Raw genomic sequence first — 14,923 nt, forward strand, 5'->3', positions numbered from 1 at the left:
CGGACCCCCAGCGTCCCTCTCGCCGCATGACCGCCCCAAACAGCCCCAAACCCGGCGCCACATCCTTGACGAACGACATAGAGACACCCCCCCCGTGCCTTAAGGACCTGGGAGGTACCCCCAGGCGGCACGGGTGGGCGCGCCGGCACCCCGCGAGCGCCGGGCTGCGCCACCTCCCCCGGCGCCACCCACACACGGGCGCCCGGCAAGCACCGGGACTGCAAGCCCACCCTCAGGCAGAGCAACCGAGCTGCCCCGCCCCCGCCGGCCAGGCGAACCTCACAGCGCCTCAGCCGACCGCACGGTACTCGCCGCCGCCCGCTCCAGATCCTCCGCCGCCCGCCCGATCCGCCGCGCCGAGTCCGCGACCTGCCTCCCCAGCCGCTCCGCCTCGACGAAGACCCGAACGGCGAGCACCCCGAGCACGAGCACGCCCAGGAACCCCACAGCAACCGCGAACATCGGCCAGAACATGAGGGCGAGCCTAGACGGTGGAGTGCAGCCGCAGCGTACGGACCCCGCCGCCGGTCAGCAGCTCCACGATCCGCTCCCCCGCCGGCTTGCGCACCGCGACACCGCACCGCGGGCAGGTGAAGGAGTAGAACGTGGTGCGACTGCTCGCCCCGATGGCCAGTCGCAGCGCGCTCGCGGCGAGTTCGAAGCGTTCCCTGCAGTCCGGGCAGCCCGCCCGGAACATCACCGGGGCCACGCTCCTCATTCCGGCGAACGCGGACGCCGCCGTCACGCCCCGCGTCCCGGTCCCAGGGGTCGCCGACTCGCTCAAGGCCCTCGCTCCTGACTGTCGTCCTGCCCGAACCACACCGGCCCCCCGCCCCACGCCGGCCGGCGGCCCGCTCATCCGGCCGCCTCGGCCCCGTCGTACGCCGCCAGCGCCTCGCGGGCCGCCTGCCGGGCGCTGTCGGCCAGCTCGGAGGGCTCGACGATGCGGCCGTCGCGGCCGAGCCGCAGGGCCAGCCGTCTGAGCGAGGCCGGGTCGGGTGTCCGCAAGGTGATACGCAGACCGCCGTCGGGAAGCTCATCCGCGCTGTCGTGCGGGTAGTACTCGGCGACCCAGCGGCCGCCCGGCGCGACCTCGACCACGACCTCCGGGTCCTCGGCCGCGGGCTGCACCAGCCCCTCGGACAGGTCCCGCAGCTCGACCTCGGGCGGCGCGGACGGCTCGTCCAGGATCCTGATCTCGGCGACCCGGTCGAGCCGGAAGGTGCGGCGCGCCTCGGAGCGGCGGCACCATGCCTCGACATAGGTGTGGCCGACGCTGACCAGGCGGATGGGGTCGATCTCGCGCTCGGTGACCTCGTCGCGCGCGGGCGAGTAGTAGCGGATCCACAGCCGGCGGCGCTCGGCGATGGCCCGGTCGACGTCGGCGAAGACGCCGCCCTCGGACTCGAAGGTCACCGACAGCCGGGAACTGGCGCCCGCCGCCTCACCGGCCGCCGTCTCCACCTTGGCGGTGGCGCGCAGCAGCGCCTGCCGGTCGCTCTCGCGCAGCCCGGGCAGCGTGGCCACCGCGCGGGCGGCGACCAGCAGGGCGGTCGCCTCGTCGGCGGCGAGCCGCAGCGGCTCGGCGGCCTCCGCGCCGAGGGCGGCCGGGTTGTGCCACCAGATGCGCTCGCCGTCGGTGTCGATGTCCAGCAGATCGCCGCCGCGGAAGCTGGTGCCGCACATGGGCAGCACATCGAGGTCGGAGACCAGCTCGTCCTCGGTGATGCCGAAGGCGCGCGCCACGTCCTCGATCCGGGCGCCGGGGCGCTCGCGCAGATACGTCACCAGGGACAGCATCCGCCGGGTCTGGTCGATGGCGCTCGCGGGCCTGACCGGTTTGCCTGCCACGTTGTTGTCCGCTCCCCCTCAGCCCTTGGCCACGGCACGCAGCCGGTCCACCACGTCGGCCCGCAGTTCCGCGGGCTCGAGGACCACCACGTCGGGCCCGAACTCCACCAGCCAGGCATCCAGCCCGTGTCCGTACGGGATCTCCAACTCGTCCCACCCGTCACCGAGTTCCCGGACCACGGTGGCCTTCGCCCGGAGGGGGTAACCGGCGTCGGAGCGCAGCCGGATGCGCGCCGAGCGGTCGGCGGTCTCCCCGGCCCAGCTCGCCACGGTCTCGCGCACGGTGACGACGTCCGGCACCGGGACGGTGAAGCGGCCGCTGCGCGAGCGGACCTTGCCGGTGATGCGGGAGAGCCGGAACACCCGCTCGGCGCCCCGGTCGCGGTCCCAGCCGGCCAGGTACCAGTGGCCGCGCCAGCACTCCAGCGCCCAGGGCTCGACATGCCGCTGCCCGGGCTGGGCGGCGTTGGCCTTGCGGTAGTCGAAGACGACCGGCCGGCGGTCGCGGCAGGCCAGCATCAGCGGCTCGAACGCGGCCTCGTGCACGGGGATGCGCGGCTCCAGCGCCCCGTGGGCGCCGTACGGGTCGACGTCCTCGGGAAGACCGGCCGCGCGCAGTTTCTGCAGGGCGCCGCTGGCCGCTCCGGCGAGCCGGGCCTGCTGCCACACCTTGGCGGCGAGCCCGAGGGCGGCGGCTTCCTCGGCGTCGAGGGTGATGGGCGGCAGCCGGTTGCTGTCGCGGCGGGCGAGGTAGCCGGTCTCGCCGTCGAGGTTCTCGACGGTCTCGATGACCAGTCCGAGTTCGCGCAGGTCGTCCTTGTCCCGCTCGAACATGCGGTTGAAGGAGTCGTCGGACCCGGCTTCCAGATAGGCCTCGATGGACTCGCGCAGCTCACGCTTGCTGAGCGGCCGCCGCGTCCCGAGCAGACACAGCGCCAGGTTCATCAGCCGCTCGGCCTTGGCAATGGCCATCGACGCGCTTCGCCTCCCTATGGTGCTTACGAGCGACGACCGTACCGCCCCGCGGTGGCGCGGTAAAAGCCGAGGGCCCACGCCCGGACAGGCATGGGCCCTGGACGATCGACTCCGGTCGGATCAGACGCCGAGCAGGTCGACCACGAAGATCAGGGTCTCACCGGGCTTGATCGCCGGGGTGGGGCTCTGGTTGCCGTAGGCGAGGTGGGCGGGGATGGTCAGCTGACGCCGGCCGCCGACCTTCATGCCCTGCACGCCCTGGTCCCAGCCCTTGATGACCCGGCCGCCACCCAGCGGGAAGCGGAAGGGGGCGCCGCGGTTCCAGCTGGCGTCGAACTCCTCGCCCGTGCTGAAGGCCACGCCGACGTAGTGCACGGTGACGGTCTGGCCCGCCTGCGCCACCTCGCCGTCGCCCTCCCAGATGTCCTTGATCTCGAGGTCCGCCGGGGGCTCGCCGCCCGGGAAGTCGATCTCGGGCTTGTCGATGCTCACGTCTAACGCTCCTGCTTGTCTGCGGAAAGGCGAACACGCACAGTCTTACATCCCCGTGGCGTCACAGCTTCGCGAGGATGTCGACCGAGAAGACCAGCGTGGAGTCCTTCTTGATGGGGCTGCCCTGGGGCGGGTTGTCGCCGTAGCCCAGCTCCGGCGGGATGACGATGAGGACCCGGCTGCCGACCTTCTTGCCGGTGAGCCCCTGGGCCCAGCCCTTGACGACCTGCTGGAGCGAGAACGACGTCAGCTGGCCCCGGCCGTACGTGGAGTCGAACTCCTCGCCGCCGTCCCAGAGCACGCCCTTGTACTGCACGAGGACGCTGCTGTCGGCGCCGACCTCCTCGCCGTCGCCCTCGATGACATAGCTGGAGACGAGCTCCTTCGGCGGGTCGGTGTCGGGCACGTCGATGGAGGGTGCCTTGCCGTCGGTGTTGGTACCGACCTTGGGCAGGTCCTTGTTGTCCTGCGCCACCTCGCTGCCCTTGGCGGAGCTCTTGGCGTTGAACGCGTCCTGGACGTCGACCACGAACACCAGCGTGTCGGTGCCCTTGATGCCCGCCTGCTCGTTGCCCTGCTCGCCGTACCCCCAGGTGGGCGGGACGGCCATCTGGACGCGGCTGCCGGTCTTCTTGCCGGTGAGCGCGTACCGCCAGCCGTCGATGATGGTGCCCTGGGCGAGCTGGATGGCCAGCGGGGTCCCCCGGTCGTAGGAGTTGTCGAACACCTTCGCGGTGCTCCACACCTGGCCGAGGTAGTTCGCGACGACGTAGTCGTTCTCCGCGATCGTCTTGCCGCCGCCCGCGATGACCGTCTTGACCGCGAGGTCCTTGGAGGGGTCGCCGGTCCCCTTGGCCACCGTCGGCTTCTCACCGAACTTCGTACCGGCCGTGATCGCCGGCAGCGGACCGTCGACGATCTTCGGCGGCGGCGGGGCGGACGCCTCGGGCGTCGAGGGCGACGCGCTGTCGCTGGCCTTGCCCGAGTCGGACTTGTCGTCGCCGCACGCGGCGAGGGTGGCCAGTCCAGCGGGAACGGCAATGAGGAGTGAGCGTCGGCGCACGGTGGGGGCCTCGTAATCATCGATCTTGGTGGTTGGCGTCCGCGCAACTCTACGGCGTGAGAAGGGCGCCGCACGGTGTAACGTACGGCGCCCGTGTGACGTTCCGGGAATTTTCCGATCCCTCCGGGAACGCGTTCTCACATGCCGGCGATCAGCTTCTCCACCCGCTCGTCCACCGACCGGAACGGGTCCTTGCACAACACGGTGCGCTGCGCCTGGTCGTTGAGCTTGAGGTGCACCCAGTCGACGGTGAAGTCGCGGCGCTGCTCCTGGGCGCGCCGGATGAAGTCGCCCCGCAGCCGCGCACGAGTGGTCTGCGGCGGTACGGACTTGCCCTCGAAGATCTTCAAATCGTTGCAGATCCGGGCGGCTTGTCCCTTCTTCTCCAGCAGGTAGTACAGACCACGACGGCGGTGGATGTCGTGGTAGGCGAGGTCTATCTGCGCGACCCGGGGGTGCGACATGGTCATGTTGTGCTTGGCCCGGTACCGCTCGAGGAGCTTGTACTTCATGACCCAGTCGATCTCGGTGCCGATGCGGTCGAGGTCCTCGGACTCGATCGAGTCCAGTGTGCGGCCCCACAGCTCCAGCACCTGCTCCACGGTCCCGGTGCGGATGCCGCGGCGCTCGACGAAGTCCACCGCCTTCTCGTAGTACTCGCGCTGCACCTCCAGCGCGGAGGCCTCCCGGCCGCTGGCCAGGCGCACCTTCCTGCGCCCGGTGATGTCGTGGCTGACCTCGCGGATCGCCCGGATCGGGTTCTCCAGGGTGAGGTCGCGCATGACGGTGCCCGCCTCGATCATGCGCAGCACCAGGTCGGTGGCGCCGACCTTGAGCAGCATGGTCGTCTCGGACATGTTCGAGTCGCCCACGATGACGTGCAGCCGGCGGTAGCGCTCGGCGTCCGCGTGGGGCTCGTCGCGCGTGTTGATGATCGGCCGGGAGCGGGTCGTCGCCGAGGAGACGCCCTCCCAGATGTGCTCGGCCCGCTGGCTGACGCAGTAGACGGCGCCGCGCGGCGTCTGCAGCACCTTGCCGGCCCCGCAGAGCAGCTGCCTCGTCACCAGGAACGGGATGAGGATGTCCGCGAGCCGCGAGAACTCCCCGTGCCGGGCCACGAGGTAATTCTCGTGGCAGCCGTAGGAGTTGCCGGCGGAGTCGGTGTTGTTCTTGAAGAGGTAGACGTCGCCCGCGATCCCCTCCTCGTGCAGGCGTCGTTCGGCGTCCACCAGGAGTCCTTCGAGAATGCGCTCGCCGGCCTTGTCGTGGGTGACCAGTTCGGTCACGTTGTCACATTCCGGCGTTGCGTATTCCGGGTGTGATCCCACGTCGAGATAGAGGCGGGCGCCGTTCCGCAGAAAGACGTTACTGCTTCGGCCCCATGACACGACACGGCGGAAGAGGTACCGCGCCACCTCGTCAGGCGACAGGCGGCGCTGTCCCCTGAACGTGCACGTGACACCGTACTCGTTCTCCAGCCCGAAAATGCGGCGGTCCATGAGGGAACATTACGCCCGATCCCCCGAGCTGAAACGAGGTTCGACAGCACGATTTGGATCATTTTCCGAACGGGCCGCAACCACCGCTCTTCCGGCGGGAGATGCCAATACCCGTCCTGTCGCGACCAAAACCAGCAGCGACACGCCACCCGCGAGCCCCGGAACGGCGAACCCCCACAGGGCCCCGCCCGCCTCGACGACCGGACCGGTCAGGCCCGTTCCGACCGACGCGCCCACGGTGAACGTCGTCACCAGCCAGGAGAACGCCTCGGTGACCGTCCCGCGCGGGGCGTGGTGGTCCACCAGGACGAAGGCACAGGCGATGGCCGGCGCCAGGAAGAGTCCGGCAACCACGGTGAGCAACGTCATGGCCACCGCGCCCGGCATCAGCATCAGCGGCAGGTAACACACGGCCAGCAGGGCCACGAGCACCTGGAGCCGCCGCGCGGGCTCACCGGCCCACTGCCGCGCCCCGTAGACCACCCCGCCGATCAGGGCGCCCAGGCCGATCCCCGCCATCAGCCAGCCGTACACGTGGTCGCCGCCGTGCTCGTCCGCGTACGTCATGGCGGCCACGGTGATGGAGCCGAGCGCCATGCCCACGGCCAGGAAGGCACCGAGCAGTGCGAGCAGCCCCGGCGAGCGCAGCGCGCCCAGCCAGTGCGCCTCGCGCGGTGCCGACCGCCAGGCGCGCGAGGGCGGGGAGACGACGACGGAGAGCGCGCCCAGCACACCGATGCCGTTCAGCACGAGCAGCGCGGCCTGGGCGGACCACAGCGAGGCGCACACCGTCACCAGCAGCGGCCCGACGGTGAACATCACCTCCTGGGCCACGGCGTCCATGGCGTACGCCCGGTGCACATGGTCCTGCCTGGGCAGCACCGAGGACCACAGCGCCCGCAGCCCGCCCTCCAGGGGAGGCGTGAACAGCCCCGCGGCGGCGACCGCGCCGTAGGCCACCGCCAGGGACCCGGTCCCCACGAAGGCGAACAGGGCCATCGCCAGCGCCGAGAGCACGGCCGCGGGCAGCTGCACCCGCGGCTGTCCCCGCAGGTCCACCAGTCGCCCGAGCACCGGCTGTCCGACGGCGTTGGCGACGCCGTACACCGCCGCCAGGGCACCGGCCAGGCTGTAGGTACCGCCCTCCGCGCGGACGAACAGCACGATCGCGATGGCGGCGGTGGCGTTGGGCAGCCGCCCCACCAGCGTGCCGACGAGCAGCCGGGCGGCGTGCCGTGCCCGGAGGAGCTCCAGGTATCCCGTTGCCATGCGGGCCCCTCCCCTGGGGTTTTACGTATAACGTCGGTGTCCATACGTACCATGTCGGCTGTTCACCAGTCCAGACGAAGGAGCGGCCCGACGATGCCCCGAGCCGGTACCCGCCCCACGAGCCGGGACGTCGCCCGGGCCGTCGGCGTCTCCCAGGCCGCGGTCTCCCTCGTCCTCGGCGACAAGTGGCGCGGCCGCGTGTCGGAGGCGACGGCGGAGCGTGTCCGGGAGGCCGCGCGCACGCTGGGCTACCGCCCGAACCTGGCCGCCCGCAATCTCCGGCTGGGCCGCACCCGTACGGTCCTGCTGGTCGTGCCCGCGCTCACCACGGAGTTCTTCGCGGGTGTCTACACCGGGGCAGCCCGGGTCGCCTCGCAGCACGGCTTCGGCGTGGTCCTGTACCCCTCCCCCGAGGGCATCGGCCCCGCCCGTGACCCCTTCGCGTCGGCCCAGGCCGCCCTGGACGGCGTGATCGCCTCCTCCATGGCCGCGGAGGCCCTGACGGCGATCCGGGGCGATCAGCTGCCGCTGGTGATGCTGGACAGCGATCCCGAGGGGAGTGTGGGCGCGGCCACGGTGAACCTGGACATCGCGGGGGGTGTCCGCCAGGTCACGGACCACCTGCTGGGCCTGGGCCACCGGCACTTCCTGCATCTGGCGGCGGATGTGGCGTCCTGGACCTTCGAGGTACGCGCGCGGGAGCTGGCGGCGCGGTTGCGGGAGGTTCCGGGCACGTCGTTGCGCACGACGCGGGCGCCGATCTCCATCAGGGGCGCGCAGGCCTCGGCGGAGGCGGCGCTGACGCCGGCGCAGGCGCTGCGCGATCGTCCGACGGCGGTCGTGTGCGACGACGACCAGCTCGCGGCGGGCGTGTACAAGGCGGCGCGGCGGCTGGGGCTGCGGGTGCCGGAGGATCTGTCGGTCACCGGGGTGGACGATCTGGCGGTGGCGACGGCGATCGACCCGGAGCTGACGACTGTCCGTCTGGATGCGGAGCTCTTCGGGGAGCGGGGGATGGGGGCGCTGCTGGCGGTACTGGAGAGACGCGCCCCCTTGGCCGACGAGGTCCCGGTCGACCTGGTGGTCCGCGGTTCCACGGGGCCGGCACGGGTGTCCTGCTGACGGCTGCGCCGTGCTTGCGCGGGGCGGGGTGGGTTTCACAACCCGGTGTTTGCGGTGCCCCGCGTTGGCGTGGGGTGGGGTTTGGCAACCGGTCGTTGGTGGGTGCCCGGTGTTGGTGTGGGCCGGGGGGGTGTTCGCGCAGCCCGGCGCTTACGGGGTGCCGTCGCGCCCACCCGTGCCGCCCCAGCGGCACGACTGCCCGCGGAGAGCGGAGGAGCGGCACGACTGCCCGCGGAGCGCGGAGCGCGGCGGGCGGAGAAGTGGCCGTGTGCTGCCCGCAGCCGCGTACGGCGGCCGGGGTGGACGGCGTGGTGCGGAGTGGTCGCGCGCGGCGGGGAGGGGTCGGGGCGGGGGTGGTCGCCCGCAGCGACTGGCGCGTCCGCGCCCCCAGCCCCTCCAGCCGGCCTATTCCGCGCCAGTCCGAGGACGGCCACCCCCGACCCGGCACCGCACCACCCACCCCCCGTAGGCGCTACCCGCACCCCCACCGGAGGGACAGTGGCGCCGCAGGCATACGACCACCGGCCGTCGACTACTCCGTGTCCTCCGCCTCCGCCTCCGCCTCCGCCGCCGTCTCCGCGCCACCCGCTCCCAGCAGGCGCGCCAACTGCCGCCCCCCGATCCGCTTGAACTTGCGCTGCTGCGGCCGCGTACGGTCCAGCACCGCCACCTCCAGCCGCTCCGCCGGAATCTCCCGCTCACTGCCGTTGGTGTCCCGCGACAGCGACTGCACCGCCAGCTCCAGCGCCTCCGCCAGCGTCATCCCGTCCCGGTGCCGCTGGTCCAGGTACCCGCTGATCTGCTCCGCGTTGCCCCCCACCGCCACCGAGCCGTGCTCGTCCACGATGGACCCGTCGTGCGGCAGCCGGTAGATCTGGTCCTGGTCGGGCGTCTCCCCGACCTCGGCCACCACCAGCTCCACCTCGTACGGCTTCTCCCCCACGCTCGAGAAGATCGTCCCCAGCGTCTGCGCGTACACGTTCGCCAGACCCCGGGCGGTCACATCGTCCCGGTCGTAGGTGTACCCCCGCAGATCGGCGTACCGCACGCCCCCGATCCGGAGGTTCTCGTACTCGTTGTACTTACCGGCCGCGGCGAACCCGATCCGGTCATAGATCTCGCTGAACTTGTGCAGCGCACGGGACGGGTTCTCGCCGACGAACACGATGCCGTCGGCGTACTGCAGCACTACAAGGCTGCGACCACGGGCGATGCCTTTGCGGGCGTACTCCGCCCGGTCCGCCATCGCCTGCTGAGGTGAGACATAGAACGGCGTCGACACCGGTTATCCGTCCCTTTCTGTCGAAGTCACTGGACCACCCTGAACAACCACACAACCCGCCCGCGCCGCGACTACAGCAGCGAGGCCCGCGGCCCGTCCGGCTGCTCCAGCCGCCGCTCCAGCACGGACCGGGCGATGTCGGACGCCTCGTCCTCGGTGAGCCGGCGGAAGCCGTCCTCGGTGATCACGGTGACGATCGGATAGATCCGGCGGGCGACATCGGGACCGCCGGTCGCCGAGTCGTCGTCTGCCGCGTCGTACAGCGCCTGCACCACCAGCGTGGTGGCCTCGGCCTCACTCAGGTCGCCCCGGAACAGCTTCTTCATCGCGCCGCGCGCGAACACCGACCCGGACCCCGTGGCGGCGTACCCCTGCTCCTCGGAACGCCCGCCCGTGACGTCGTACGAGAAGATCCGCCCCTTGTCCCGGTCCACGTCGTACCCCGCGAACAACGGAACCACGGCCAGCCCCTGCATGGCCATGCCGAGATTCGACCGAATCATCGTCGACAGCCGGTTCGCCTTGCCCTCCAGGGACAGCTGCGCGCCCTCGACCTTCTCGAAGTGCTCCAGCTCCAGCTGGAACAGTTTCACCATCTCCACGGCGAGGCCGGCCGTACCGGCGATGCCCACCGCCGAATACTCGTCGGCCGGGAACACCTTCTCGATGTCCCGCTGCGCGATGACGTTCCCCATCGTGGCCCGCCGGTCACCGGCGAGTACGACCCCGCCGGGGAAGGTCACGGCCACGATGGTCGTCCCGTGCGGCGCCTCGATCACGCCCTGGACGGGCGGCAACGTCCTCTTTCCCGGCAGCAGTTCCGGCTGGTGCTCGGAGAGGAAGTCCATGAAGGAGGACGACCCCGGCGTCAGGAAGGCAGCCGGCAGACGCCCTGTGCTACGAGTGTTGGCTTCCACGAAGTTCCTTCCAGGTAGGCAGCTGCCCGACGAACAGCGTCGGGATCATCTCCCAACTTGCCGATGGCCGAATCGCAGTTGATGCACAGTACGTCACGGACCCTACCCGCCCGACGGCAATGATCCACATATCCGACGGAAGCTTTCGGAACGCCCTGGGCAAGCCCCCGAAGGCGGGCCCGCACCGCCCGGGCCGGCCCGCACCTTGCGCACCGCCCGCACCGCCCGCACCGCCCCCGCAATGACGAACGCTGTCCGCGGCCGGGCCGTCCCGCACCGCGAACAGCGCTCGCACCACCCTCGTCTCTCACTCCGGACGACACGGTGACCTTCGGTATGAAGGCAAGCCGACCTACTGGCCGCCCTTTTGAACGAAGGAGCGCACGAAGTCCTCGGCATTGGCCTCAAGGACGTCGTCGATCTCGTCCAGGACGTCGTCCACGTCCTCGCTCAGCTTTTCCTGACGCTCCTTGAGGTCCTCCGAAGCCTGCGTCTCCGCCGCCTGCTCCTCGACCTCCTCCGTGGACCGGGTGGCCTTCTGCTGTCCGCCGCCGGTGTCCTTGGTCGCCATCACCCTCACCCCGCTCGGTTCGCCCGACACACTTGCTCGGTCAAGATCAGACCCTACAAGCCGGGTCCGACAATGCCCCCGCAGTTGCTCCAACGTACGGGGACCACCTCGATGATTCCCGGACCGGGCGTCTTCCACCCTGTCCGGCCGGATCTTCCCGGGTACCCCCCGGTACCCGCCTAGTTCCCCGACAACACCCTGACCAGGTCTTCCGCCGTACGGCAGCGGTCCAGGAGCTCCTTGACGTGATTACGCGTTCCGCGAAGCGGTTCGAGGGTTGGGACCCGCTGGAGCGAGTCCCGGCCCGGCAGATCGAAGATCACCGAGTCCCAGGAGGCCGCCGCGACGTCGTCCGCGTACTGCTCCAGACACCGCCCGCGGAAGTAGGCGCGGGTGTCCTCCGGAGGCGCCGTACGAGCCCGCTCGACCTGTGTCTCGTCCAGCAGCCTCTTCATCCGCCCACGGGCCACCAGACGGTTGTAGAGGCCCTTGTCGGGGCGCACGTCGGCGTACTGGAGGTCGACCAGGTGCAGCCGGGCGGCGTCCCAGTCCAGGCCGTCCCGGCGCCGGTAGCCCTCCATGAGCTCCCGCTTGGCGACCCAGTCCAGCTCGCCGGCCAGGCTCATCGGATCGTTCTCCAGCCGGGTGAGCGTGTCCTCCCAGCGGACCAGGACGTCCCTGGTCTGCTCGTCGGCGTCCGCCCCGAACCGCTCCTCGACGTATTTGCGGGCCAGCTCGAAGTACTCCATCTGGAGCTGTACCGCGGTCAGGGTCCGCCCGCTGCGCAGCGTGACGAGCCGCTTCAGGGAGGGATCGTGCGAGATCTGGTGCAGGGTCCGCACCGGCTGGTCCACCGCCAGGTCCACCGCGATGAACCCGTCCTCGATCATGGACAGGACGAGCGCCGTGGTCCCCAGCTTCAGGTAGGTCGAGATCTCCGACAGGTTCGCGTCGCCGATGATCACATGGAGTCGCCGGTACTTCTCCGCGTCGGCGTGCGGCTCGTCCCGGGTGTTGATGATCGGGCGCTTCAGCGTGGTCTCGAGGCCCACCTCGACCTCGAAGTAGTCGGCCCGCTGACTGAGCTGGAAGCCGTGCTCGTGGCCGTCCTGGCCGATGCCGACGCGGCCGGCGCCGGTGAAGACCTGGCGGGTGACGAAGAACGGCGTCAGGTGGCGCACGATGTCCGAGAACGGCGTCTCCCGCTTCATCAGGTAGTTCTCGTGCGTCCCGTAGGAGGCGCCCTTGTTGTCGGTGTTGTTCTTGTACAGGTGGATCGGCTGGGCGCCGGGGAGCTGGGCGGCCCGTTCCGCCGCCTCGGCCATGATCCGCTCGCCGGCCTTGTCCCAGAGCACGGCGTCGCGCGGGTTGGTGACCTCGGGGGCGCTGTACTCCGGATGGGCGTGGTCCACGTAGAGCCGCGCGCCGTTGGTCAGGATGACGTTGGCCAGGCCGATGTCCTCGTCGGTGAGCTGGCTGGCGTCGGCGGCCTCACGGGCGAGGTCGAAGCCTCGCGCGTCCCGCAGCGGGTTCTCCTCCTCGAAGTCCCAGCGGGCCCGGCGGGCCCGGTGCATCGCCGCCGCGTAGGCGTTCACGATCTGGGACGAGGTGAGCATGGCATTGGCGTTGGGATGACCGGGCACGGAGATTCCGTACTCCGTCTCGATGCCCATTACTCGCCGTACGGTCATGCGGCCCTCCTTGCCCGGCGGCGTCCCCGGTCGGGGGCGCTGCTGTACCGCTGGCGCTCCGGTGCGTGTGCGGTGCCCGTCCCCGCACTGCGCGACTCGGCGGTACGGACGAGCCTAGAACGCCTTCGCCCTGGTGGGGAGATCATTTGCGTCATTGCTGTTGCTCCAGCCGTGGCCCCGGAAAACAGTCGGCTGCGGGTACCCGCAGAAGGCACCCGCAGCCGCCCTGGCTTTTACAGGTACTGACCGGTGTTCGCCACGGTGTCGATGGAGCGTCCGGTGTCCGCACCCTGCTTTCCGGTGATGAGCGTACGGATGTACACGATCCGCTCGCCCTTCTTTCCGGAGATGCGGGCCCAGTCGTCCGGGTTGGTGGTGTTGGGCAGGTCCTCGTTCTCCTTGAACTCGTCCACGCAGGCCTGGAGCAGGTGGGAGACGCGGAGGCCCTTCTGGTTCTTTTCCAGGAAGTCCTTGATCGCCATTTTCTTGGCGCGGCCCACGATGTTCTCGATCATGGCGCCGGAATTGAAGTCCTTGAAGTACAGGACTTCCTTGTCGCCGTTGGCGTAGGTGACTTCCAGGAAGCGGTTCTCCTCGGATTCGGCGTACATCTGTTCCACGGCGGTCTGGATCATGCTCTGGACCGTCATGGACTTGTCGCCGCCGTGCTCGGTGAGGTCGTCGCCGTGCAGCGGGAGGCGTTCCGTGAGGTACTTGCCGAAGATGTCCTTCGCCGCCTCGGCGTCCGGACGCTCGATCTTGATCTTCACGTCCAGCCGGCCCGGCCGCAGGATGGCGGGGTCGATCATGTCCTCACGGTTGGAGGCGCCGATCACGACCACGTTCTGCAGGCCCTCCACGCCGTCGATCTCGGCGAGCAGCTGCGGGACGATGGTGTTCTCCACGTCCGAGCTGACACCGGAGCCACGGGTGCGGAAGAGGGACTCCATCTCGTCGAAGAAGACGATGACGGGCGTGCCCTCGCTGGCCTTCTCACGGGCCCGCTGGAAGACCAGGCGGATCTGCCGCTCGGTCTCGCCGACGTACTTGTTCAGCAGCTCGGGGCCCTTGATGTTGAGGAAGAAGCTCTTGCCGGCGGCCTGGCCGGTGACCTCGGCGACCTTCTTGGCCAGCGAGTTGGCGACGGCCTTGGCGATGAGCGTCTTGCCGCATCCGGGGGGCCCGTACAGCAGCACACCCTTGGGGGGCCGCAGTTCGTGCTCCTTGAACAGGTCGGGGTAGAGGTACGGCAGCTCGACCGCGTCGCGGATGGCCTCGATCTGGCCGCCGAGGCCGCCGATCTGCTCGTAGCCGATGTCGGGGACTTCCTCGAGGACGAGTTCCTCGACCTCGCTCTTGGGGACGACCTCGTAGACGTAACCCGAGCGGGGCTCCATGAGCAGGGCGTCGCCGGGGCGGATGGTGACGTCCAGCAGCGGCTCGGCGAGCCGCACCACCCGCTCCTCGTCGGTGTGCCCGACCACCAGGGCCCGCTCGCCGTCCTCGAGGATCTCCTTGAGGGTGACGATGTCGCCGATCCGCTCGAAGGTCATGGCCTCGACCACGTTGAGCGCTTCGTTGAGCATCACTTCCTGGCCGCGCCGGAGCTCGTCGAGCTCGACACCGGGGCTGACGTTCACCCGCAGCTTGCGGCCGCCGGTGAAGATGTCGGCCGTGCCGTCCTCGTTCGCCGTGAGGAACACGCCGAATCCGGCGGGGGGCTGTGCGAGCCGGTCGACCTCTTCCTTGAGGGCCACGATCTGGTCGCGGGCCTCACGGAGCGTGCCCGCGAGTCGTTCGTTCTGGGCGGACACGCCGGCCAGGTTGGTCTGCAGCTCGACGATCCGCTCTTCGAGAATTCTCGTGTGTCGCGGAGAGTCGGCGAGCTTACGTCGCAGGACGGCGATCTCCTGCTCAAGGTAGGCGATCTGCCCGGCCGGGTCGTCGGACCCGCGTCCCGGGCGGATGCCGCGGTTCATGTCGTCGTCGTGGGCTGCCACGGTCCTCACCTCCTCCAAGGGGAGCTGGACGCTTCCAGACCCTACCTGGGCGGGTGTCGATTGAAACCCCTAGATCACAAAGACGGTCGGGGTGTGTCCGATCTTCACCCTTGCGCTCTCCCTCACGCCAGGGGAATACCCACCGAAGATGATTGGAACCCAGGCGGAGGTAGGGTCGAAGTGTTCAACAC

General features: G+C 70.2%; 15 protein-coding genes. 1 reads left to right on the plus strand and 14 read right to left on the minus strand.

The features are described from left to right. Positions 1-279: 279 nt before the first annotated feature. The 8 genes from ACZ434_RS25195 to ACZ434_RS25230 all read right to left on the minus strand — a co-directional run bounded on the left by ACZ434_RS25195 (position 280) and on the right by ACZ434_RS25230 (position 7,149). A complete protein-coding gene (locus ACZ434_RS25195; protein ID WP_468459561.1) occupies positions 280-474 on the minus strand; it encodes a hypothetical protein in 195 nt (64 codons plus the stop codon). 10 nt (positions 475-484) lie between these two features. Then, on the minus strand, positions 485-784 hold the full coding sequence (locus ACZ434_RS25200; RefSeq protein WP_468459563.1) for a hypothetical protein: 300 nt from the start codon (positions 782-784) through the stop codon (positions 485-487). A 71-nt stretch (positions 785-855) separates the two neighbouring features. Then, the gene (locus tag ACZ434_RS25205; protein ID WP_468459565.1) at positions 856-1,851 is read right to left on the minus strand and encodes a helix-turn-helix transcriptional regulator; all 996 of its coding nucleotides are present in this window, start codon (positions 1,849-1,851) and stop codon (positions 856-858) included. An 18-nt stretch (positions 1,852-1,869) separates the two neighbouring features. Beyond that, the gene (locus tag ACZ434_RS25210) at positions 1,870-2,823 is read right to left on the minus strand and encodes a helix-turn-helix transcriptional regulator (RefSeq protein ID WP_468459567.1); all 954 of its coding nucleotides are present in this window, start codon (positions 2,821-2,823) and stop codon (positions 1,870-1,872) included. A gap of 123 nt (positions 2,824-2,946) precedes the next feature. Next, the gene (locus tag ACZ434_RS25215) at positions 2,947-3,318 is read right to left on the minus strand and encodes an FKBP-type peptidyl-prolyl cis-trans isomerase (protein ID WP_382852003.1); all 372 of its coding nucleotides are present in this window, start codon (positions 3,316-3,318) and stop codon (positions 2,947-2,949) included. Between the two features lie 61 nt (positions 3,319-3,379). Continuing rightward, positions 3,380-4,381 carry an FKBP-type peptidyl-prolyl cis-trans isomerase gene (locus ACZ434_RS25220; protein WP_468459570.1) on the minus strand — a complete coding sequence of 334 codons (1,002 nt, stop codon included), beginning with the start codon at positions 4,379-4,381 and terminating at the stop codon, positions 3,380-3,382. Between the two features lie 137 nt (positions 4,382-4,518). Continuing rightward, on the minus strand, positions 4,519-5,880 hold the full coding sequence (pafA, locus tag ACZ434_RS25225; RefSeq protein ID WP_189560433.1) for a Pup--protein ligase: 1,362 nt from the start codon (positions 5,878-5,880) through the stop codon (positions 4,519-4,521). 9 nt (positions 5,881-5,889) lie between these two features. Further along, positions 5,890-7,149 (minus strand): MFS transporter, encoded by a 1,260-nt coding sequence (locus ACZ434_RS25230; protein WP_468459573.1) that lies wholly within the window; start codon positions 7,147-7,149, stop codon positions 5,890-5,892. Positions 7,150-7,242: 93 nt separating this feature from the next. Between ACZ434_RS25230 and ACZ434_RS25235 the strand changes: the two genes are divergently transcribed. Beyond that, the gene (locus ACZ434_RS25235) at positions 7,243-8,271 is read left to right on the plus strand and encodes a LacI family DNA-binding transcriptional regulator (protein WP_468459575.1); all 1,029 of its coding nucleotides are present in this window, start codon (positions 7,243-7,245) and stop codon (positions 8,269-8,271) included. Between the two features lie 532 nt (positions 8,272-8,803). Here the strand turns inward: ACZ434_RS25235 and prcA are convergent. From prcA to arc, 6 genes are all read right to left on the minus strand, one after another. Then, entirely contained in the window at positions 8,804-9,553 is a 750-nt protein-coding gene (gene prcA / locus ACZ434_RS25240) for a proteasome subunit alpha (RefSeq protein WP_468459577.1), read from the minus strand. A gap of 71 nt (positions 9,554-9,624) precedes the next feature. Continuing rightward, positions 9,625-10,470, minus strand: a complete 846-nt coding sequence (prcB, locus tag ACZ434_RS25245) for a proteasome subunit beta (RefSeq protein WP_468459579.1) — start codon at positions 10,468-10,470, stop codon at positions 9,625-9,627. Next, positions 10,422-10,793, minus strand: coding sequence for an endonuclease domain-containing protein (locus ACZ434_RS25250; protein WP_468459581.1), 372 nt, complete (start codon positions 10,791-10,793; stop codon positions 10,422-10,424). The genes prcB and ACZ434_RS25250 overlap by 49 nt, the downstream gene beginning before the upstream one ends. A gap of 29 nt (positions 10,794-10,822) precedes the next feature. Further along, positions 10,823-11,041 (minus strand): ubiquitin-like protein Pup, encoded by a 219-nt coding sequence (locus ACZ434_RS25255; RefSeq protein WP_037932349.1) that lies wholly within the window; start codon positions 11,039-11,041, stop codon positions 10,823-10,825. Positions 11,042-11,220: 179 nt separating this feature from the next. Beyond that, complete coding sequence (gene dop, locus ACZ434_RS25260) at positions 11,221-12,732, minus strand: depupylase/deamidase Dop (RefSeq protein WP_468459584.1); 1,512 nt, start codon at positions 12,730-12,732, stop codon at positions 11,221-11,223. Positions 12,733-12,965: 233 nt separating this feature from the next. Continuing rightward, positions 12,966-14,732 (minus strand): proteasome ATPase, encoded by a 1,767-nt coding sequence (arc, locus tag ACZ434_RS25265; RefSeq protein WP_468459586.1) that lies wholly within the window; start codon positions 14,730-14,732, stop codon positions 12,966-12,968. Positions 14,733-14,923: the final 191 nt, after the last annotated feature.

The organism is Streptomyces sp. NPDC030893 (genome assembly GCF_055571535.1).

Bases quoted from the DNA above. Each gene is read 5' to 3' on its own strand.
- ACZ434_RS25195 (WP_468459561.1), bottom strand. From the start codon at position 474: ATGTTCTGGCCGATGTTCGCGGTTGCTGTGGGGTTCCTGGGCGTGCTC.
- ACZ434_RS25210 (WP_468459567.1), bottom strand. From the start codon at position 2,823: ATGGCCATTGCCAAGGCCGAGCGGCTGATGAACCTGGCGCTGTGTCTG.
- pafA (WP_189560433.1), bottom strand. From the start codon at position 5,880: ATGGACCGCCGCATTTTCGGGCTGGAGAACGAGTACGGTGTCACGTGC.
- ACZ434_RS25230 (WP_468459573.1), bottom strand. From the start codon at position 7,149: ATGGCAACGGGATACCTGGAGCTCCTCCGGGCACGGCACGCCGCCCGG.
- ACZ434_RS25235 (WP_468459575.1), top strand. From the start codon at position 7,243: ATGCCCCGAGCCGGTACCCGCCCCACGAGCCGGGACGTCGCCCGGGCC.
- ACZ434_RS25255 (WP_037932349.1), bottom strand. From the start codon at position 11,041: ATGGCGACCAAGGACACCGGCGGCGGACAGCAGAAGGCCACCCGGTCC.
- dop (WP_468459584.1), bottom strand. From the start codon at position 12,732: ATGACCGTACGGCGAGTAATGGGCATCGAGACGGAGTACGGAATCTCC.